Raw genomic sequence first — 16646 nt, 5'->3', positions numbered from 1 at the left:
AAGCCCCCCACGACAACACCCCCACGAGGTTTCGATCCGATGACCACCCCAAACCCCGCCCCGGTGCCACAGTGGAACCCATGACCACCCACGAACAGACACCCACCACCCCCTACGGCACCCCCGACGCACCCCGCGTAGCAGTCCGCGGCGAAGCCCACCTCGAAGTCGACCCCGAAATCGCCCGCATCGGCATCACCATCACCGCCCGCGGCACCGACCGCCGCGACGCCCTCACCCACCTCACCCGCCGCAACACCGACGTCATCACCCTCATCAAAACCTACGGCGAAGCCGTCGAACGCCTCGAAACAGGCGCCTTCTCCGTCACCCCCGAACTCACCAAACGCGGCAAAGGCGAACGCGTCCGCACCTACCACGGCCGCGTCCACCTCAGCGCCGAACTCACCGACTTCACCGCCCTCGGCGAACTCACCACCCGCATCGCCGACCTCGACCTCACCCACGTCGACGGCCCCTACTGGTCCCTGCGCCCCACCTCACCCGCCCACCGCACCGCCCGCCAACAAGCCGTCAAAGAAGCCGTCCAACGCGCCCGCGAATACGCCGAAGCCCTCGGCACCACCCTCCACGCCCTCGTCGAACTCGCCGACATCGGCGCCGACCACACCCCCGACTACGCCTACCCCGCACCCCCCGGAATGGCCCGCGCCGCCTTCGCCGGCGGCCCCGAAGCCGCCCCCGCACTCGACCTCGAACCCCAACGCCAATCCGTCTACGCCCAAGTCAACGCACGCTTCACCATGAACCCACCCCAACTCTGAGCCACCCACACCACTCCGACGACCCTTGAACATGCTCATCAGAGCAGGCCCGCGCCCACTTCAACAGTTGTCAAAAGCCTTTCACCCAACGGTTGTTGAGTAGTCACGCCCAACCAATCCACTACCGACCAGTAAGGCCTACTGTCGAAGACATGCGCCGAGCGAAAATCGTTTGCACCCTGGGACCCGCCACCGACACCTACGACCAGATCAAGGCCCTGGTCGAAGCCGGAATGGACGTGGCACGCTTCAACCTCAGCCACGGCAGCTACGCCGACCACGAGGACCGCTACCAGCGCGTGCGCAAGGCCGCCGACGAGACCGGCCGCAGCGTCGGCATCCTCGCCGACCTTCAAGGCCCGAAGATCCGCCTCGGCCGCTTCACCGAAGGCCCCGTACTCCTCGAACGCGGCGACGAGTTCACCATCACCGTCGAACCCGACGTCCCCGGCGACCGCCACATCTGCGGCACCACCTACACCGGCCTCGCCGACGACGTCACCACCGGCGAACGCATCCTCGTCGACGACGGCAAAGTCACCCTCGAAGTCACCGCCGTCGACGGCCCCCGCGTCACCACCACCGTCATCGAAGGCGGCATGGTCTCCGACAACAAGGGCCTCAACCTCCCCGGCGTCGCCGTCTCCGTCCCCGCCCTCTCCGACAAGGACGAAGCCGACCTCCGCTGGGCCCTGCGCACCGGCTTCGACGTCATCGCCCTCTCCTTCGTCCGCAGCGGCCGCGACATCGACGACGTCCACCGCATCATGGACGAGGAGAAGCGCCGCCTCCCCGTCATCGCCAAGGTCGAGAAGCCCCAAGCCGTCGACGCCATCGACGACATCGTCGCCGCCTTCGACGGCATCATGGTCGCCCGCGGCGACCTCGGCGTCGAAATGCCCCTGGAACAAGTCCCCATCGTCCAGAAGCGCGCCGTCAAACTCGCCAAGCGCAACGCCAAACCCGTCATCGTCGCCACCCAGATGCTCGACTCGATGATCGACAACTCCCGGCCCACCCGCGCCGAAGCCAGCGACGTCGCCAACGCCGTCATCGACGGCACCGACGCCGTCATGCTCTCCGGCGAGACCAGCGTCGGCAAATACCCCATCGAGACCGTCCGCACCATGGCCCGCATCGTCGAAGCCGCCGAGGAAGACATCCTCGCCAAGGGCCTCCCGCCCCTCACCGAACGCAACAAGCCCCGCACCCAGGGCGGCGCCGTCGCCCGCGCCGCCGCCGAAATGGGCGACTTCCTCGGCGCCAAGTTCCTCGTCGCCTTCACCCAGTCCGGCGACACCGCCAAGCGCCTCTCGCGCTACCGCTCCCCGATTCCCCTCCTGGCCTTCACCCCCGACCCGGCCACCCGCTCCCAGCTCAACCTCACCTGGGGTGTGGAGACCTTCCTCGGCCCGCACGTCGACTCCACCGACGCGATGGTCGCCCAGGTCGACGAGCACCTCCTGAAGATCGGCCGCTGCCGGCCGGGCGACACCGTCATCATCACCGCGGGCTCCCCGCCCGGAGTCTCCGGCTCCACGAACCTGGTCCGCGTCCACCACATCGGCGAGGCCGCCCGGTAAACCGGGGCGGGTCTCAGTACTTCGGCCCGACGTGCACGTCCATGAGCGCTACGGAGGCCTTGCGGGCGATGGATATGTTGAACGGGTCGCTGCCCCGGGCCAGGCTCGTCCACCCCACTCCGACCTTGTCCAGGGTGTCGGTGAAGAGCTTCCGGATGTCGTCGGACTTGTTGGTGAAGAAGTACCGGGGGTACTCGTAGCGCTTCCGCTCACCCGCGACGATCCGGGTGGTCCAGTTCGTGACCCGACACCCATCGGAGTGGACGAGCCCCCGGATGAACTCCCAGGGGTGCGCGTCGATGATGTCCTGTTGCCAGGATTCGAGCGCGATGGCCCGCTCGTGCTTCCTGCCGGGGCCGTGCTGGGGGAACAGGCACGGAAGGTGAGTCGAGTAGATCTTGATGTCATGGCAGCCGACCTTGCGGGCTCTGCATGTCGAGCCATCCGGGAACACAGCCCGTACCACCCGCTCGCATTCGTCCATGAGGCCTGGCCAAGAATCGTCACAGGTGATTCTGAGGCTGGGAGCTCTGTGATCCGAGTGCTGGGAAATATAACCGTCTCCCAGGTACCAGCCCAGAAGGTAGGAGTACGCCTTAGTGTCGAGCTTGCGCTTGCCACACCGTGGGCATTCATGGGATCGCGCGCCCGGCAGCTCGCCCCGCCGAGCGCGGTCTCGGTGGAGCCATACCCTGACTGTGCTTGACGGAAGACCTAGCTGACGGGCGACGTCAGCGTTCCGCGCACCGCCGCGCAGCAGAGCTAACGCTTTCTGTCTCACCTCTGCGCCATAAAGGTTCATACGGCTACTCTGTGCGACTGACCGCATTCGAGTGCAGCGAAAAGCGGAGGTTCACGAGAACGTGATCCTCCGCTACAAGCTGTGCCGGGTACGGGATTCGAACCCGTATGTCCTTTCGGACAGATGTGTTTGAGACATCCGCGTAAGCCTATTCCGCCAACCCGGCTAGAGCGCCACACGCTCCCGGGAAGCATACCGGTTCACCTCGGGGCGCCGCAGCTAGGTACCCTGACGAGGCAGCGCACCTGCCATGAACGAGGAGCCCCCGTGACCCCGCCCGAGTCGCCCAAGGCCGTAGACGCGTCCGACGACAAGTCGCACGTCCCGCCCCTGACGACCCGCGTCGTCATCGCTGAGGACGAGGCGCTGATCCGTCTCGACCTCAAGGAGATGCTGGAGGAGGAGGGCTACACGGTCGTCGGTGAGGCCGGTGACGGCGAGACCGCGATCGAGCTGGCCCGGGAGCACAAGCCGGACCTGGTGATCCTGGACGTGAAGATGCCCGTCCTGGACGGGATCTCCGCGGCGGAGAAGATCGCGGAGGAGTCGATCGCCCCGGTCCTGATGCTGACGGCGTTCTCGCAGCGGGACCTGGTGGAGCGGGCCCGGGACGCGGGCGCGATGGCGTACCTGGTGAAGCCGTTCAGCAAGAGTGACGTCGTACCGGCGATCGAGATGGCGGTGTCGCGGTTCACGGAGCTGAAGACGCTGGAGAAGGAGGTCGCGGACCTCACGCAGCGCCTGGAGACGCGGAAGCTGGTGGACCGGGCGAAGTCGATCTTGCAGACGGAGTACGGCCTGACGGAGCCGGCGGCGTTCCGGTGGATCCAGAAGACGTCGATGGATCGTCGTCTGTCGATGCAGCAGGTGGCGGAGGCGGTCATTGAGGACGCCGAGGAGAAGAAGGCGGCGAAGGGCTGAGAGCGGCCCCGTAGGGGTGCGGGGAGCTGTGCGACCGGCCCCCACCGGCGGGTAGCCGGACAGAAGAGCGCAGCGAGGGCGGTCACTCCACATCGGGGTGACCGCCCTCGCTGCTCAGGGCCCAGGGGCCAGGCCTAGTCCTCGCCGAGGTAGGCCTTGCGGACGGATTCGTCGTGGAGGAGGTCGCGTCCGGTGCCGGAGAGGGCGATGCGGCCGACTTCCATGACGTGGCCGTGGTCGGCGAGGGAGAGCGCGGCTTGGGCGTTCTGTTCGACGAGCAGGATGGTGGTGCCTTGGGATTTGAGTTCGCTGATGGTCTGCATGATTTTCTGCATCATGATCGGGGAGAGGCCCATGGAGGGTTCGTCGAGCATGAGGAGTTTGGGTCGTGACATGAGGGCGCGGCCCATGGCGAGCATTTGTTGTTCGCCGCCGGAGAGGGTGCCTGCGGCTTGTTTGCGGCGTTCGCCGAGGATGGGGAAGAGTTCGTAGGCGCGTTGGATGTCTTTGTCGATTCCTTCTTTGTCGTCGCGGAGGTAGGCGCCGAGGAGGAGGTTTTCGACGATGGTGAGGCGGGGGAAGATGTGGCGGCCTTCGGGGGAGTGGGCGAGTCCGAGGGCGACGATTTTGTGTGCGGGGATGCCGTGGAGGGGCTGTCCGTCGAAGGTGATTTTTCCGGCGGAGGGTTTGAGGAGGCCGGAGAGGGTGCGCAGGGTGGTGGTTTTGCCTGCGCCGTTGGTGCCGATGAGGGTGACGACTTGGCCGGCTTCGACGGTGAAGGAGATGCCTTTGACGGCTTCGATCTTGCCGTAGGCGACCCTGAGGTCTTCGACCTCCAGTAGTGCGGTCACTTGGCTGTTCCTTCCGGGCCGGAGGCGCGGGGGGCGCCGGTTTCGTCCTGGGGTGTGTCCGGCGGGGTGTCGCTGAGGGGGGTGGTGGTGTCCTGGTGGGCTTCGGCTTCGGCGGCTTCGACTTCGGCGACTTCGGCGGCGCCGGGTGCGCCTTCGAAGGGGGTGCCGAGGTAGGCGGCGACGACGCGTTCGTCGGCCTGGACGGTTTCGGAGGTGCCTTCGACGAGTTTTTCGCCTTGGACGAGGACGGCGACGCGGTCGCAGAGGTTGAAGATGAACCGCATGTCGTGCTCGATGACGAGGACGGCTATGCCTTGGTCGCGGATGGCGAAGACGAGTTCTTCGGCGGCGCGGGTTTCCTGGGGGTTCATGCCCGCGGTGGGTTCGTCGAGGAGGAGGAGCCCTGGTTCGCTGGCGAGGGCGCGGGCGATCTCCAGTTTCCGCTGTTCGCCGTACGGGAGGTTTCTGGAGAGGTGGTCGGCTTTGTGGGCGAGGCCGACGAATTCCAGGAGTTCCATGGCGCGGGCGTGGGAGGCCGCTTCGGCTCGTTTGAAGCCCGGTCCTCTGAGGAGTGCGCTCCAGAGGCCTTCCTTGGTCCTGGTGTGGCGCCCGACGAGGACGTTTTCCAGGACGGTCATGTTGGCGAAGAGCCGGATGTTCTGGAAGGTGCGGGCGATGCCTGCGTCGGTGACGAGGTGGGGTTTGGAGGGCAGGACGGTGCCTTTGTAGGCGACGGTGCCTTCGGTGGGGACGTAGAGGCCGGTGAGGCAGTTAAAGAAGGTGGTTTTTCCGGCGCCGTTGGGTCCGATGAGGCCGACGATTTCGCCGGTGTTGACGGTGAGGTCGACGGAGCGTACGGCGGTGAGGCCGCCGAAGCGCATGGTGACGCCGGTGGCTTGGAGGACGGTGGTCGTGGTGGTGGTCGTCATGGTGGTCACGCCCCCGCCTTGCTGACGCCGACGGTGCCTTCGGGGAGTTTCTGCTGGTCGGGTACGTCGAGTTGGTCTGTCTCGTGGTACTCGAGCTGGGCGCGCTTGTTGGCGACGAGGCCTTCGGGGCGGAAGCGCATGAGCAGGATGAGGGCGAGGCCGAAGAGGAGGAGTTGGTAGTCCTCGAGGAATTGGAGTTTGGCGGGGATGAGGTAGAGGAGGGCGGCGCCGATGAGGGGGCCGCTGATGGTGCCCATGCCGCCGAGGATGACGGCGGCGAGGAGGAAGGCGGAGTTGGGTGGGACGGTGTTGGCGAAGAGGTATTGCTCGGGGGTGATGCTGTAGGAGACGTGGGCTTGGACGGTGCCGGCGAATCCGGCGAGGGTGGCGCCGAGGGCGAAGGCGATGAGCTTGACGCGGAAGCCGTTGATGCCCATGGCGGTGGCGGCGGTTTCGTCTTCGCGGATGGCGACCCAGGCGCGGCCGATGCGGGATTCGCCGCTGCGGCGGAAGACGAGGACGACGACGGCGGTGAAGAAGAGCATCAGCAGGTAGTAGTTGGCGGGCCTGCTGAGGGTGAAGCCGAGGATGTCGTGTTCGGTGCCGAGGTCCCAGCCGAGGATTTTGAGGTCGGGGATGTTGGGGATGCCTTGGGCGCCGTTGGTGAGGTCGGGGCCTGCGCTTCCGTTGAGGTTGTTCATGGTGATGCGGAAGATCTCGCCGAAGCCGAGGGTGACGATGGCGAGGTAGTCGCCGCGGAGGCGCAGGGTGGGGGCGCCGATGATGACGCCGAAGGCGAGGGAGACGGCGGCGCCGGTGAGGACGGCGGCCCAGAAGGGGAAGTGGACGTCGAAGGTGGAGGCGGGGGAGCCGGAGACGAGGGCCGCGGTGTAGGCGCCGACGCCGAGGAAGGCGACGTATCCGAGGTCGAGGAGTCCGGCGAGGCCGACGACGACGTTGAGGCCGAGGGCGACGGTGGCGAAGATGAGGATGTTGACGCCGATGAGGGCGTAGCTGGCGTCGCTCTGGGTGAAGGGGAAGAGGGCGGCGGCGATGATGGCGGCGGTGAGGGTGACGTTGCGGTGTTTGGCGGTGAGGGTGTTGAGGCGGGGGATGAGTCCGGCGCGGTGGAGTGCGGTGGCGCCGAATCCGGCGGTGATGAGGAAGCCGATGAAGAGTTCGGTGTAGGCCTCGATGCCGTAGGCGAGGACGTAGAGGCCGATGCCGAAGGAGGCGGCGATGATGAGGATTTCGATGGCTTCTGGGAGTGGTTTGGCGCGTTTGGGTGCGGGTGCTTTGAGGCTGTGGCGCAGGCGTTGCCAGGGGTTGGTGGTGTCGGTGTCGGGGGTGTCGGAGGGGAGGCCGAGGGCGCCGATGGTGGCGATGAGGGCGCCGATGCCGGAGACCCAGGCGCCGGGTTCGAGGTTGACGATGCCGCCGAGGTGGTCGGCGATGGCGCCCATGGTGTAGCCGGTGGTGCCGAGGACGCCGAGGGTGAGGAGGAGGGTGGGGCTGTTGGTGCCGCCGGGGAGGAGCCAGTTGAGTCCGCGGATGCGGTAGGTGGCGAGGGTGAAGAGGATGGTGAGGGCGGCGCCGGTGAGGGTGATGAGTTGGAGGCCGCCGGGGTAGCCGGTGACGGTGAGGTCGCCGGGGAAGTCGTCGGTCCAGGTCCAGGCGAGGAAGGTGCCGATGAGGGCGGTGGCGGAGCCGATGAGGACGAGGAGGCGGGCGAGGGGTTCGGGGAGGGGGAGGGTGGAGATGGGGGCGCCGGTGTGGGTTTTGGCGAGTTGGGGGGCGTCCGGGGTGTTGGGTGTTTTGGTGGTCATGGGTATCACGCCCGATCCGCGACGCGTTCGCCTAGGAGCCCTTGGGGCCTGAGGAGGAGGACGAGGATGAGGAGGGCGAAGGCCCATACGTCCTTCCAGGCGCCGCCGCCGAACTGTTCCATGCCGGGTACGTCGCCCATGTAGCCGGTGGCGAGGGCTTCGGCGACGCCGAGGACGATGCCGCCGAGCATGGCGCCGTAGATGTTGCCGATGCCGCCGAGTACGGCTGCGGTGAAGGCTTTGAGGCCCATGATGAAGCCCATTTTGAAGCCGACTTGGCCGTTGTGGAGGCCGTATCCGACGGCGGCGATGGCGGCGAACGCGGCGCCGATGGCGAAGGCCATGACGATGATGCGGTCGGTGTTGATGCCCATGAGCTTGGCGGTGTCGGGGTCTTGTGCGGTGGCCTGCATGCCGCGGCCGGAGCGGGTTTTGTTGACGTACCAGCCGAGGATGAGCATGCAGGCGGGGGCGGCGATGATGAGGAAGAAGTCGCCGCGTTGGATGTCGGCGCCGAAGACATGGACGGGGTCGCCGCTGAATTGCGGGAAGGAACGGTCCTTCTTGGCTTCGGGGTACCACTTCCATACGGCTTGTTGGAGCAGGATGGACAGGCCGATGGCGGTGATGAGGGGGGCTAGTCGTGGTGCTCCGCGCAGGGGGCGGTAGGCGAAGCGTTCGGCTGCGGTGCCGACGGCGACGGAGCAGATGATGCCGCCGATGATCATGATGGGGATCGCGGCGAGCAGGGAGAATCCGTCGGGGAGCCACAGGGAGACGGTGAGGGCGCCGAAGCCGCCGACCATGAAGATCTCGCCGTGGGCGAAGTTGATGAGCTGGACGATTCCGTAGACCATCGTGTAGCCGATCGCGATGAGACCGTACATCGCGCCGAGGATGAGTCCATTGGCCAGCTGTTGCGGCAGTTCGTTCACCGCAGGGCCTCCGTTGGATGGTTCGGATATGGCACCGCGCGGGAGCGCTGGTAGCGCGTCCCGCGCGGTCTTGTGTCAGTGGGTGTGGGTGCCTGTTAGGCAGGCACGCTGATGTCCGCTGCGGTACGGGGGCGCCCTGTGGGGGCGTGGGGAACTGTGCGGCCGGTGGCAGAGGGGCCGCGGGTTCGGCACCGCATATCCGGGGAAGCGCTTAGCGGGGCTTGTAGGCCTCGCTGAACTTGGATGCCCACTTGTTGTCCTTGCCGACCTGGTAGGCGGTCATCATGGTGTTCGTGGTGTCGCCGTACTGGTCGAAGGAGACGTCGCCGGTGACGCCCTGGAATTTGACCTTGCTCATCGCTTCGAGGACCTTGACGCGGCCGTCGGAGGGGAGTTTTCCGTCGTTGCCTTCGACGGCGAGCTTTACCGCTTCGATGATGGACCAGGTGGCGTCGTAGGTGCCGCCGCCGTAGGTCTCCATGTTCTCTTTGTAGTTCTTGTTGTATTCCTCGATGAACTTCTTGGCGGAGTCCAGTTCCTCGACGGGCTTGCCGACGGAGGTGCCGAGGTCGCCGATGGCCTTCTTGTTGAGCTTGGGGAACTCTTCGCTCTTCATGCCGTCGCCGCCCATGAGGGGGATCTTGGCGCCGGATTCCTTGAGCTGCTGGCTGAGGGGGGCGGCGGCGGGGTATTCGCCGCCGTAGTAGACGGCTTCGGCGCCCTTGCCCTTGACCTGGGAGACGACGGATTTGAAGTCGCGGTCCTCGGGGTTGACGTGGTCCTGGCCGACGATCTTGCCGCCGAGGTCGGTGAAGGTGTCCTTGAAGGAGGCGGCGAGGCCTGCTCCGTAGGTCTTCTGGTCGTCGAGCAGGTAGACCTTCTTGATCTTCGCCTTCTGGAACAGGTACTGGGCGGCGAACTGGCCCTGGACCTGGTCGGTGGTGGCGGTGCGGAAGAAGGTCTTGAACTGGCGCTTGCGCTCGCCCTTCTTCCAGCCGTCGCCCTGGGTGAGCTCGGTGCCGGTGTTGGCGGGCGAGATCTGGGTGAGGTTGGCGTCGTTGAAGGGCTTCTGCATCGACTGGGAGACGCTGGAGTTCAGCGGGCCGACGACGCCGAGGACGTCCTTGTCGCTGATGAACTTCTGGGCGTTCTGGCCGCCGACGGAGGGCTGGGCCTGGTCGTCGAGGGGCTGGAGCTTGAACTCGACCCCGTCGACGGTGTTCTCCTTGTTGGCCGTCTTGACGGCCAGTTCGGCGGAGTTGCGCATGCCGATGCCCAGGGCGGAGAGGTCGCCGGTGAGGGGGGCGTCGAAGCCGATGACGACGGTCTTCTTGTCTCCGCTGCTGCTGTCGTCGTCCTTGTCCTTGTCGCGCGACCCGCAGGCGGTGAGGGTGAGGGCGCCGGTGGTCAACACCGTGGTGAGGATGAGCGCGGAACGGTTTCGCACGAGTGGTCCTTTCCCCAGGCGCGGCCCTCTGCTGAGGTGCCGTGAAGATCGCCGGGCCGTACTGGTGGTGGTACAGGGCCGTGCAATTCAGTTCGCGCCCGGCGGCGCGGTGACTGGCCGTGACTCTAAGGGCGCATTTGATCCTGGAGGAGTGGTCGGACCTAGGCTGTGACGCTCTTGTTATGCCACGGAGTATTCCGCGCTGGAACGCAGGGGGTGGTTGTGGCGGAATCTGCACGCTTCGGCGCATCCGGCGCGCGGGAAGGGGCAGGACTGTTTCCCGGTTTTACTCATGACGCCGGTGTTCGGGGGAGTGTGGGGCCGGGCGCCCCGGAATGATCTCTTTCGCGGGTGGCGACGCTATTCGATCTTGATTTCAAGATCGTGTCCGGATTACGGAGTGTTACGCGGAAGAAAGGGAGGCGGCCATTCCGTGGCATGTTTCCGCATACGCGAATGTGCGCGGTCAGGAGTGTTTTAGCGGAGCACACCTGTTTTTCCGGTGAAGACGACACCCGGCGAAGGCCTCACGAGGCGGGTGCGGGGGGCCTGGCGCGCGGCCCCGGCGCTTGGCGAAACACCCCGCCCACCCGACCCCGACGGGGACGGATGGGCGGGGTGTTCGAGCCCGTCGGCGACGGAGAGCCGCGAACGGTGGGATCGGGCACGGTTCTTCAGCCCGTCCGGTGTTCGAGGACGAGGCCGGAGGCCGATGCGGTGACGGACGGCAGAGGAAGGCGCGTCCGCCGACCGGGGGCGGGGCCGGAGGCCGACGGAGGGGCGGGTGGGCGGAGAGAGAAGACCCCGGCCGGAGTCAGGCCGCGGGCCCGGCCTCGGGGGCGTCCCGGAGCAGGCAGGTGAGCCGCGCGCTGCACACCCGCTTCCCCCCCTCCTCGCTGACGACGATCTCGAACGTGGCCGTGGACCGCCCCAGATGCACCGGCGTGGCCACCCCCGTGACGAGCCCGGAGCGCACGCCCCGGTGGTGCGTGCAGTTCAGGTCGACGCCCACGGCGATCTTCCGGCTGCCGCCGTGCAGCATCGCGCCGATGGACCCGAGCGTCTCCGCGAGCACGGCGGACGCGCCCCCGTGCAGCAGTCCGTACGGCTGGGTGTTGCCCTCCACGGGCATCGTGCCGACCACGCGCTCGGCGGAGGCCTCCAGGATCTGTACGCCCATGCGGTTGCCGAGGTTCCCGGCGGAGAACAGGGCGCGCAGGTCGACGCCGAGTCCGGCGTACTCGTCGATGACCTCTTGCGGGAACTTCGTTGGCTGCTGCTCGCCCATGGGGCCGGGCTCCGTTCGTCGTCGACGTCTGAAGGACAGCTATGGCTGAGCGAACGCTCAGTCGGTGATCGATTGTTCCAGGCGTACGACGACGGACTTGCTGGCGGGGGTGTTGCTGGTGTCGGCCGTGGCGTCCAGCGGTACCAGGACGTTGGTCTCCGGGTAGTACGCCGCCGCGCAGCCGCGGGCCGTGGGGTAGTGCACGACGCGGAAGCCGGGCGCGCGCCGCTCGACGCCGTCCTGCCACTCGCTGACGAGGTCCACATAGGTGCCGTCGGCGACGCCGAGCGCCCGGGCGTCGGCGGCGTTGACGAGGACGACGCGGCGGCCGTTCTTGATGCCGCGGTAGCGGTCGTCGAGGCCGTAGATCGTGGTGTTGTACTGGTCGTGGGAGCGCAGGGTCTGGAGGAGCAGACGGCCCTCGGGCAGGGCCGGGTACTCCACGGGCGCGGCGGTGAAGTTGGCCTTGCCGGTGGCGGTGGGGAAGCGGCGCTCGTCGCGGGGGGCGTGGGGCAGGGTGAAGCCGCCGGGGCGGGCCACGCGCGCGTTGAAGTCCTCGAAGCCGGGGATCACGCGGGCGATGCGGTCGCGGACGGCGGCGTAGTCCTTCTCGAACTCTTCCCAGGGCGTGGCCGACGCGGGGCCGAGGGTGCGGCGGGCCAGGCGGCACACGATGGCGGGCTCCGACAGGAGGTCGGGGCCCGCGGGCTTGAGGCGGCCGCGGGAGGCGTGCACCATGCCCATGGAGTCCTCGACGGTCACGAACTGTTCGCCGCTGCCCTGGAGGTCGCGCTCGGTGCGGCCGAGCGTCGGCAGGATCAGGGCGCGTGCGCCGGTGACGACGTGCGAGCGGTTGAGCTTGGTGGAGACGTGCACGGTCAAGCGGGCGCGCCGCATGGCCGCTTCCGTGACGTCGGTGTCGGGGGAGGCGGAGACGAAGTTGCCGCCCATGGCGAAGAACACCTTCGCGTCGCCGTCGCGCAGCGCGCGGATGGCGCGGACGACGTCGAGGCCGTGGTGGCGCGGCGGCGCGAAGCCGAACTCCTTCTCCAGGGCGTCCAGGAAGGCGGGGGCGGGCCGTTCGAAGATGCCCATCGTGCGGTCGCCCTGCACGTTGGAGTGGCCGCGGACGGGGCAGACGCCGGCGCCGGGGCGGCCGATGTTGCCGCGCAGGAGCAGGAAGTTGACGACCTCGCGGATGGTGGGCACGGCGTGCTTGTGCTGGGTGAGGCCCATCGCCCAGCACACGACGGTCCGCTCGGAGGCGAGGACCATGCGCAGGGCCCGCTCGATGTCGGTGCGCTCCAGGCCGGTGGCGGCGAGCGTCTCGTCCCAGTCGGCGGCGCGCGCGGCGGCGGCGAAGTCCTCGTAGCCGTGGGTGTGTTCGCGTACGAAGGTCTCGTCGACGGCGCCTTCGGTCTCCAGGACGAGCTTGTTGAGGAGGCGGAAGAGGGCTTGGTCGCCGCCGAGGCGGATCTGGAGGAACAGGTCGGTGAGGGCGGTGCCCTTGAGCATGCCCTGGGGGGTCTGGGGGTTCTTGAAGCGCTCCAGGCCCGCTTCGGGCAGCGGGTTCACCGTGATGATCTTCGCGCCGCCCTGCTTGGCCTTCTCCAGGGCGGAGAGCATGCGCGGGTGGTTGGTGCCGGGGTTCTGCCCGGCGACGATGATCAGGTCCGCCTTGTAGAGGTCTTCCAGGAGGACGCTGCCCTTGCCGACGCCGAGGGTCTCGGTGAGGGCGGAGCCGGACGACTCGTGGCACATGTTCGAGCAGTCGGGGAGGTTGTTCGTGCCGAGTTCGCGGGCGAACAGCTGGTAGAGGAACGCCGCTTCGTTGCTGGTGCGGCCGGAGGTGTAGAAGACCGCCTCGTCGGGGGAGTCGAGGGCGGTGAGTTCCTCGGCGATGATGTCGAAGGCACGCTCCCACGACACGGCTTCGTAGCGGTCCGCGCCGTCGGCCAGGTACATGGGGTGGGTGAGGCGGCCCTGCTGGCCCAGCCAGTACCCGCTGCGGGTGGCGAGGTCGGCGACGGGGTGCGCGGCGAAGAAGTCGGGGGTGACGCGGCGCAGGGTGGCTTCCTCGGCGACCGCCTTCGCGCCGTTCTCGCAGAACTCGGCCTTGTGGCGGTGGTCGGGCTCGGGCCAGGCGCAGCCGGGGCAGTCGAAGCCGTTCTTCTGGTTGACGCGCAGCAGGGTGAGGGCGGTGCGCCGCACGCCCATCTGCTGCTGTGCGATCCGCAGGGTGTGGCCGATGGCGGGCAGGCCGGCGGCGGCGTGTTGTGCGTCCGCGACCTGCGGGGCGTCCTGGACCGGGTCACCTTGGGGCGGCTTCGTCGCCATGGCCTGCTCCTCTTCGAGCGCATGTGCGTGCGGGTGCCTCCGATCCTCCCACGCGGTGCTGACACCGCCGGTGCGCGGGGGGCGACCTGGGGAGGTGTCCTGCGGCCCGTGCGGGCCGCACAGCGGGTCCGACACCGGGGCGGCCGGCGGCGGGGGCGGGGCCGAGTGTCAGTGGGGCGTGGCAGGATCGGGGGCGTGGCAGAGAAAGCATCGAAGAAGACCGAGAAGACGACCGCCGGCGATCGGCCGCGCCTGCTCCTGATGGACGGGCACTCCCTGGCCTACCGGGCGTTCTTCGCGCTGCCCGCGGAGAACTTCACGACGGCGACGGGCCAGCCGACGAACGCGATCTACGGCTTCGCGTCGATGCTGGCGAACACCCTGCGTGACGAGGCGCCCACGCACTTCGCGGTCGCCTTCGACGTGTCGCGCAAGACGTGGCGCTCGCAGGAGTTCGCGGAGTACAAGGCGAACCGCTCGAAGACCCCGGACGAGTTCAAGGGCCAGGTCGAGCTGATCGGCGAGCTCCTCGACGCGATGGGCGCGGTGCGCTTCGCGGTGGACGGCTTCGAGGCGGACGACGTCATCGCGACGCTCGCCACGCAGGCCGAGGCGGCGGGCTTCGAGGTCCTCATCGTCACGGGCGACCGGGACTCCTTCCAGTTGATCACCGAGCACGTGACGGTGCTGTATCCGACGAAGGGCGTCTCGGAGCTGACCCGCTTCACCCCGGACAAGGTCCAGGAGAAGTACGGCCTCACCCCGAGCCAGTACCCGGACTTCGCGGCGCTGCGCGGCGACCCCTCGGACAACCTCCCGGGCATCCCGGGCGTCGGCGAGAAGACGGCCGCGAAGTGGATCAACCAGTTCGGTTCCTTCGCGGAGCTCGTGGAGCGCGCCGAGGAGGTCAAGGGCAAGGCCGGGCAGAACTTCCGCGACCACCTGGAGGCCGTGAAGCTGAACCGCAGGCTCACGGAGATGGTGCGGGACGTCGAGCTGTCCCGGACGGTCGCCGAGCTGGAGCGCGCTCCGTACGACCGCAAGGCCGTCGCGATGGTCCTGGACACCCTGGAGATCCGCAATCCGTCGCTGCGGGAGCGGCTGCTCGCGGTGGACCCGGGCGCGGAGGAGGCCGAGCAGGCCCCCGTCGCCGAGGGCGTGGCGGTGGACGGGGCGGTCCTCGGCACGGGCGAGGTGGCGCCGTGGCTCGCCGAGCACGGCAAGGCGGTCCTCGGTCTGGCGACGGTCGACTCCTGGTCGCTGGGCACGGGTTCGGTCACCGAGGTCGCGCTGGCCGCGGCCGCGGGGGCGGCCGCCTGGTTCGACCCGGCGCAGCTGGACGAGGCCGACGAGAAGGCGTTCGCGTCCTGGCTGGCCGACGCCGACAAGCCGAAGGTGCTGAACAACGCGAAGGCCGCGATGCGCGTCTTCGCCGAGCACGGCTGGACCGTCGAGGGCGTCACCATGGACACCGCGCTCGCCGCGTATCTGGTGAAGCCGGGCCGCCGCTCCTTCGACCTGGAGGCGCTCGCGCTGGAGTATCTGGGCCGTGAGCTGGCGCCCGCCGCCGAGTCCGACGGACAGCTTGCCTTCGGTACGGAGGACGACGAGCAGGCCGGTGCCGAGGCCCTGATGGTGCAGGCCCGCACGATCCTGGACCTGGGCACGGCGTTCGGCGAGAAGCTGCCGGAGGTCGGCGCGGCCGGGCTGCTCACCGATGTGGAGCTGCCGACGTCCGCGCTCCTGGCCCGCCTGGAGCGGCACGGCATCGCGGCGGACCGCGCGCATCTGGAGTCCATGGAGCAGCAGTTCGCGGGCGCCGTGCAGCAGGCGGTGAAGGAGGCGCACGCGGCGGCGGGCCACGAGTTCAACCTGGGCTCGCCCAAGCAGCTCCAGGAGGTCCTCTTCGGCGAGCTGGGCCTGCCCAGGACGAAGAAGACGAAGACCGGGTACACCACGGACGCCGACGCGCTCGCCTGGCTCGCCGCCCAGACGGACAACGAGCTGCCGGTCATCATGCTCCGCCACCGCGAGCAGGCGAAGCTGCGCGTCACCGTCGAGGGCCTGGTCAAGACGATCGCCGCGGACGGCCGCATCCACACGACGTACAACCAGACGGTGGCCGCCACCGGCCGTCTTTCGTCGACGGAGCCGAATCTGCAGAACATCCCGGTGCGCACGGACGAGGGCCGGGCGATCCGCCGCGGCTTCGTCGTCGGCGAGGGCTTCGAGTCCCTGATGACGGCGGACTACAGCCAGATCGAGCTGCGCGTGATGGCGCACCTGTCGGAGGACGAGGGCCTCATCGAGGCGTTCACGTCCGGCGAGGACCTGCACACGACGGTCGCCTCGCAGGTGTTCGGCGTGGCGGGCGCGGACGTGGACGCGGAGATGCGCCGCAAGATCAAGGCGATGTCGTACGGCCTGGCGTACGGCCTGTCGGCGTTCGGCCTCTCCCAGCAGCTGAACATCGAGGCGGCGGAGGCCCGCGCCCTGATGGACACGTACTTCGAGCGGTTCGGCGGGGTGCGCGACTATCTGCGCCGGGTCGTCGACGACGCCCGCGCCACGGGGTACACGGAGACGATGCTGGGCCGCCGCCGCTATCTGCCGGACCTGAACAGCGACAACCGGCAGCGCCGTGAGATGGCCGAGCGGATGGCGTTGAACGCGCCGATCCAGGGCACCGCGGCGGACATCGTCAAGGTCGCGATGCTGAATGTGGACCGGGCGCTGACCCAGGCGGAGCTGACCTCGCGGATGCTGCTCCAGGTCCACGACGAAATCGTCCTGGAGATCGCGCCGGGCGAGCGGGAGGCCGTCGAGGAGCTCGTGCGCCGTGAGATGGCCGGGGCGGTGTCGCTGCGGGCGCCGCTCGACGTGTCGGTGGGCGTGGGCCCCGACTGGGAGTCGGCCGCGCACTAGCCTCCCGGCGCGGGCTG

Annotated in this window: 12 protein-coding genes and 1 tRNA gene; 4 read left to right on the top strand and 9 right to left on the bottom strand. The window is 68.3% G+C overall.

From position 1 onward, the window contains the following. Positions 1 to 80 precede the first annotated feature (80 nt). Positions 81 to 785, top strand: a complete 705-nt coding sequence (locus tag MQV74_RS11755) for an SIMPL domain-containing protein (RefSeq protein ID WP_242716657.1) — start codon at positions 81 to 83, stop codon at positions 783 to 785. A gap of 152 nt (positions 786 to 937) precedes the next feature. After that, positions 938 to 2368, top strand: a complete 1431-nt coding sequence (gene pyk, locus MQV74_RS11750) for a pyruvate kinase (RefSeq protein ID WP_242716655.1) — start codon at positions 938 to 940, stop codon at positions 2366 to 2368. Between the two features lie 13 nt (positions 2369 to 2381). Here the strand turns inward: pyk and MQV74_RS11745 are convergent, their stop codons facing one another. Continuing rightward, positions 2382 to 3170 carry a helix-turn-helix domain-containing protein gene (locus MQV74_RS11745; protein WP_242716653.1) on the bottom strand — a complete coding sequence of 263 codons (789 nt, stop codon included), beginning with the start codon at positions 3168 to 3170 and terminating at the stop codon, positions 2382 to 2384. A gap of 82 nt (positions 3171 to 3252) precedes the next feature. Beyond that, positions 3253 to 3336 (bottom strand) — tRNA-Leu (locus tag MQV74_RS11740). Positions 3337 to 3437: 101 nt separating this feature from the next. Here MQV74_RS11740 and MQV74_RS11735 point away from each other — a divergent pair. Then, on the top strand, positions 3438 to 4091 hold the full coding sequence (locus MQV74_RS11735; protein ID WP_242716651.1) for an ANTAR domain-containing response regulator: 654 nt from the start codon (positions 3438 to 3440) through the stop codon (positions 4089 to 4091). 134 nt (positions 4092 to 4225) lie between these two features. Here MQV74_RS11735 and MQV74_RS11730 read toward each other — a convergent pair whose 3' ends face one another. The 7 genes from MQV74_RS11730 to MQV74_RS11700 all read right to left on the bottom strand — a co-directional run bounded on the left by MQV74_RS11730 (position 4226) and on the right by MQV74_RS11700 (position 13704). Beyond that, the gene (locus tag MQV74_RS11730; protein WP_242716650.1) at positions 4226 to 4942 is read right to left on the bottom strand and encodes an ABC transporter ATP-binding protein; all 717 of its coding nucleotides are present in this window, start codon (positions 4940 to 4942) and stop codon (positions 4226 to 4228) included. After that, positions 4939 to 5880 carry an ABC transporter ATP-binding protein gene (locus MQV74_RS11725; protein WP_242716648.1) on the bottom strand — a complete coding sequence of 314 codons (942 nt, stop codon included), beginning with the start codon at positions 5878 to 5880 and terminating at the stop codon, positions 4939 to 4941. Before MQV74_RS11725 ends, MQV74_RS11730 begins: the two co-directional genes overlap by 4 nt. Next, positions 5877 to 7697: a branched-chain amino acid ABC transporter permease gene (locus MQV74_RS11720; RefSeq protein WP_242716646.1), complete on the bottom strand. Its 1821-nt coding sequence runs from the start codon at positions 7695 to 7697 to the stop codon at positions 5877 to 5879. The genes MQV74_RS11725 and MQV74_RS11720 overlap by 4 nt, the downstream gene beginning before the upstream one ends. A gap of 5 nt (positions 7698 to 7702) precedes the next feature. After that, positions 7703 to 8632: a branched-chain amino acid ABC transporter permease gene (locus tag MQV74_RS11715; RefSeq protein ID WP_242716644.1), complete on the bottom strand. Its 930-nt coding sequence runs from the start codon at positions 8630 to 8632 to the stop codon at positions 7703 to 7705. Between the two features lie 211 nt (positions 8633 to 8843). Next, positions 8844 to 10079: a branched-chain amino acid ABC transporter substrate-binding protein gene (locus tag MQV74_RS11710; RefSeq protein ID WP_242716641.1), complete on the bottom strand. Its 1236-nt coding sequence runs from the start codon at positions 10077 to 10079 to the stop codon at positions 8844 to 8846. A gap of 814 nt (positions 10080 to 10893) precedes the next feature. Further along, complete coding sequence (locus tag MQV74_RS11705; protein WP_242716639.1) at positions 10894 to 11367, bottom strand: PaaI family thioesterase; 474 nt, start codon at positions 11365 to 11367, stop codon at positions 10894 to 10896. A 57-nt stretch (positions 11368 to 11424) separates the two neighbouring features. Continuing rightward, positions 11425 to 13704, bottom strand: coding sequence for an FdhF/YdeP family oxidoreductase (locus MQV74_RS11700; RefSeq protein WP_242716637.1), 2280 nt, complete (start codon positions 13702 to 13704; stop codon positions 11425 to 11427). 195 nt (positions 13705 to 13899) lie between these two features. Between MQV74_RS11700 and polA the strand changes: the two genes are divergently transcribed. Beyond that, entirely contained in the window at positions 13900 to 16629 is a 2730-nt protein-coding gene (polA, locus tag MQV74_RS11695; RefSeq protein ID WP_242716634.1) for a DNA polymerase I, read from the top strand. The last annotated feature ends 17 nt before the right edge of the window (positions 16630 to 16646 follow it).

The organism is Streptomyces sp. AN091965 (assembly GCF_022698285.1).
In the GTDB taxonomy this organism is placed as follows: Bacteria; Actinomycetota; Actinomycetes; order Streptomycetales; family Streptomycetaceae; genus Streptomyces.
Note: the sequence above shows the minus strand (reverse complement) of the source record. Positions and strands in the feature narration are given on the sequence as shown.

What these genes read in the sequence shown, in the direction of transcription:
- MQV74_RS11755 (WP_242716657.1), top strand. Translation starts at nt 81, where the DNA reads ATGACCACCCACGAACAGACACCCACCACCCCCTACGGCACCCCCGAC.
- pyk (WP_242716655.1), top strand. Translation starts at nt 938, where the DNA reads ATGCGCCGAGCGAAAATCGTTTGCACCCTGGGACCCGCCACCGACACC.
- MQV74_RS11745 (WP_242716653.1), bottom strand. Translation starts at nt 3,170, where the DNA reads ATGAACCTTTATGGCGCAGAGGTGAGACAGAAAGCGTTAGCTCTGCTG.
- MQV74_RS11720 (WP_242716646.1), bottom strand. Translation starts at nt 7,697, where the DNA reads ATGACCACCAAAACACCCAACACCCCGGACGCCCCCCAACTCGCCAAA.
- MQV74_RS11705 (WP_242716639.1), bottom strand. Translation starts at nt 11,367, where the DNA reads ATGGGCGAGCAGCAGCCAACGAAGTTCCCGCAAGAGGTCATCGACGAG.
- MQV74_RS11700 (WP_242716637.1), bottom strand. Translation starts at nt 13,704, where the DNA reads ATGGCGACGAAGCCGCCCCAAGGTGACCCGGTCCAGGACGCCCCGCAG.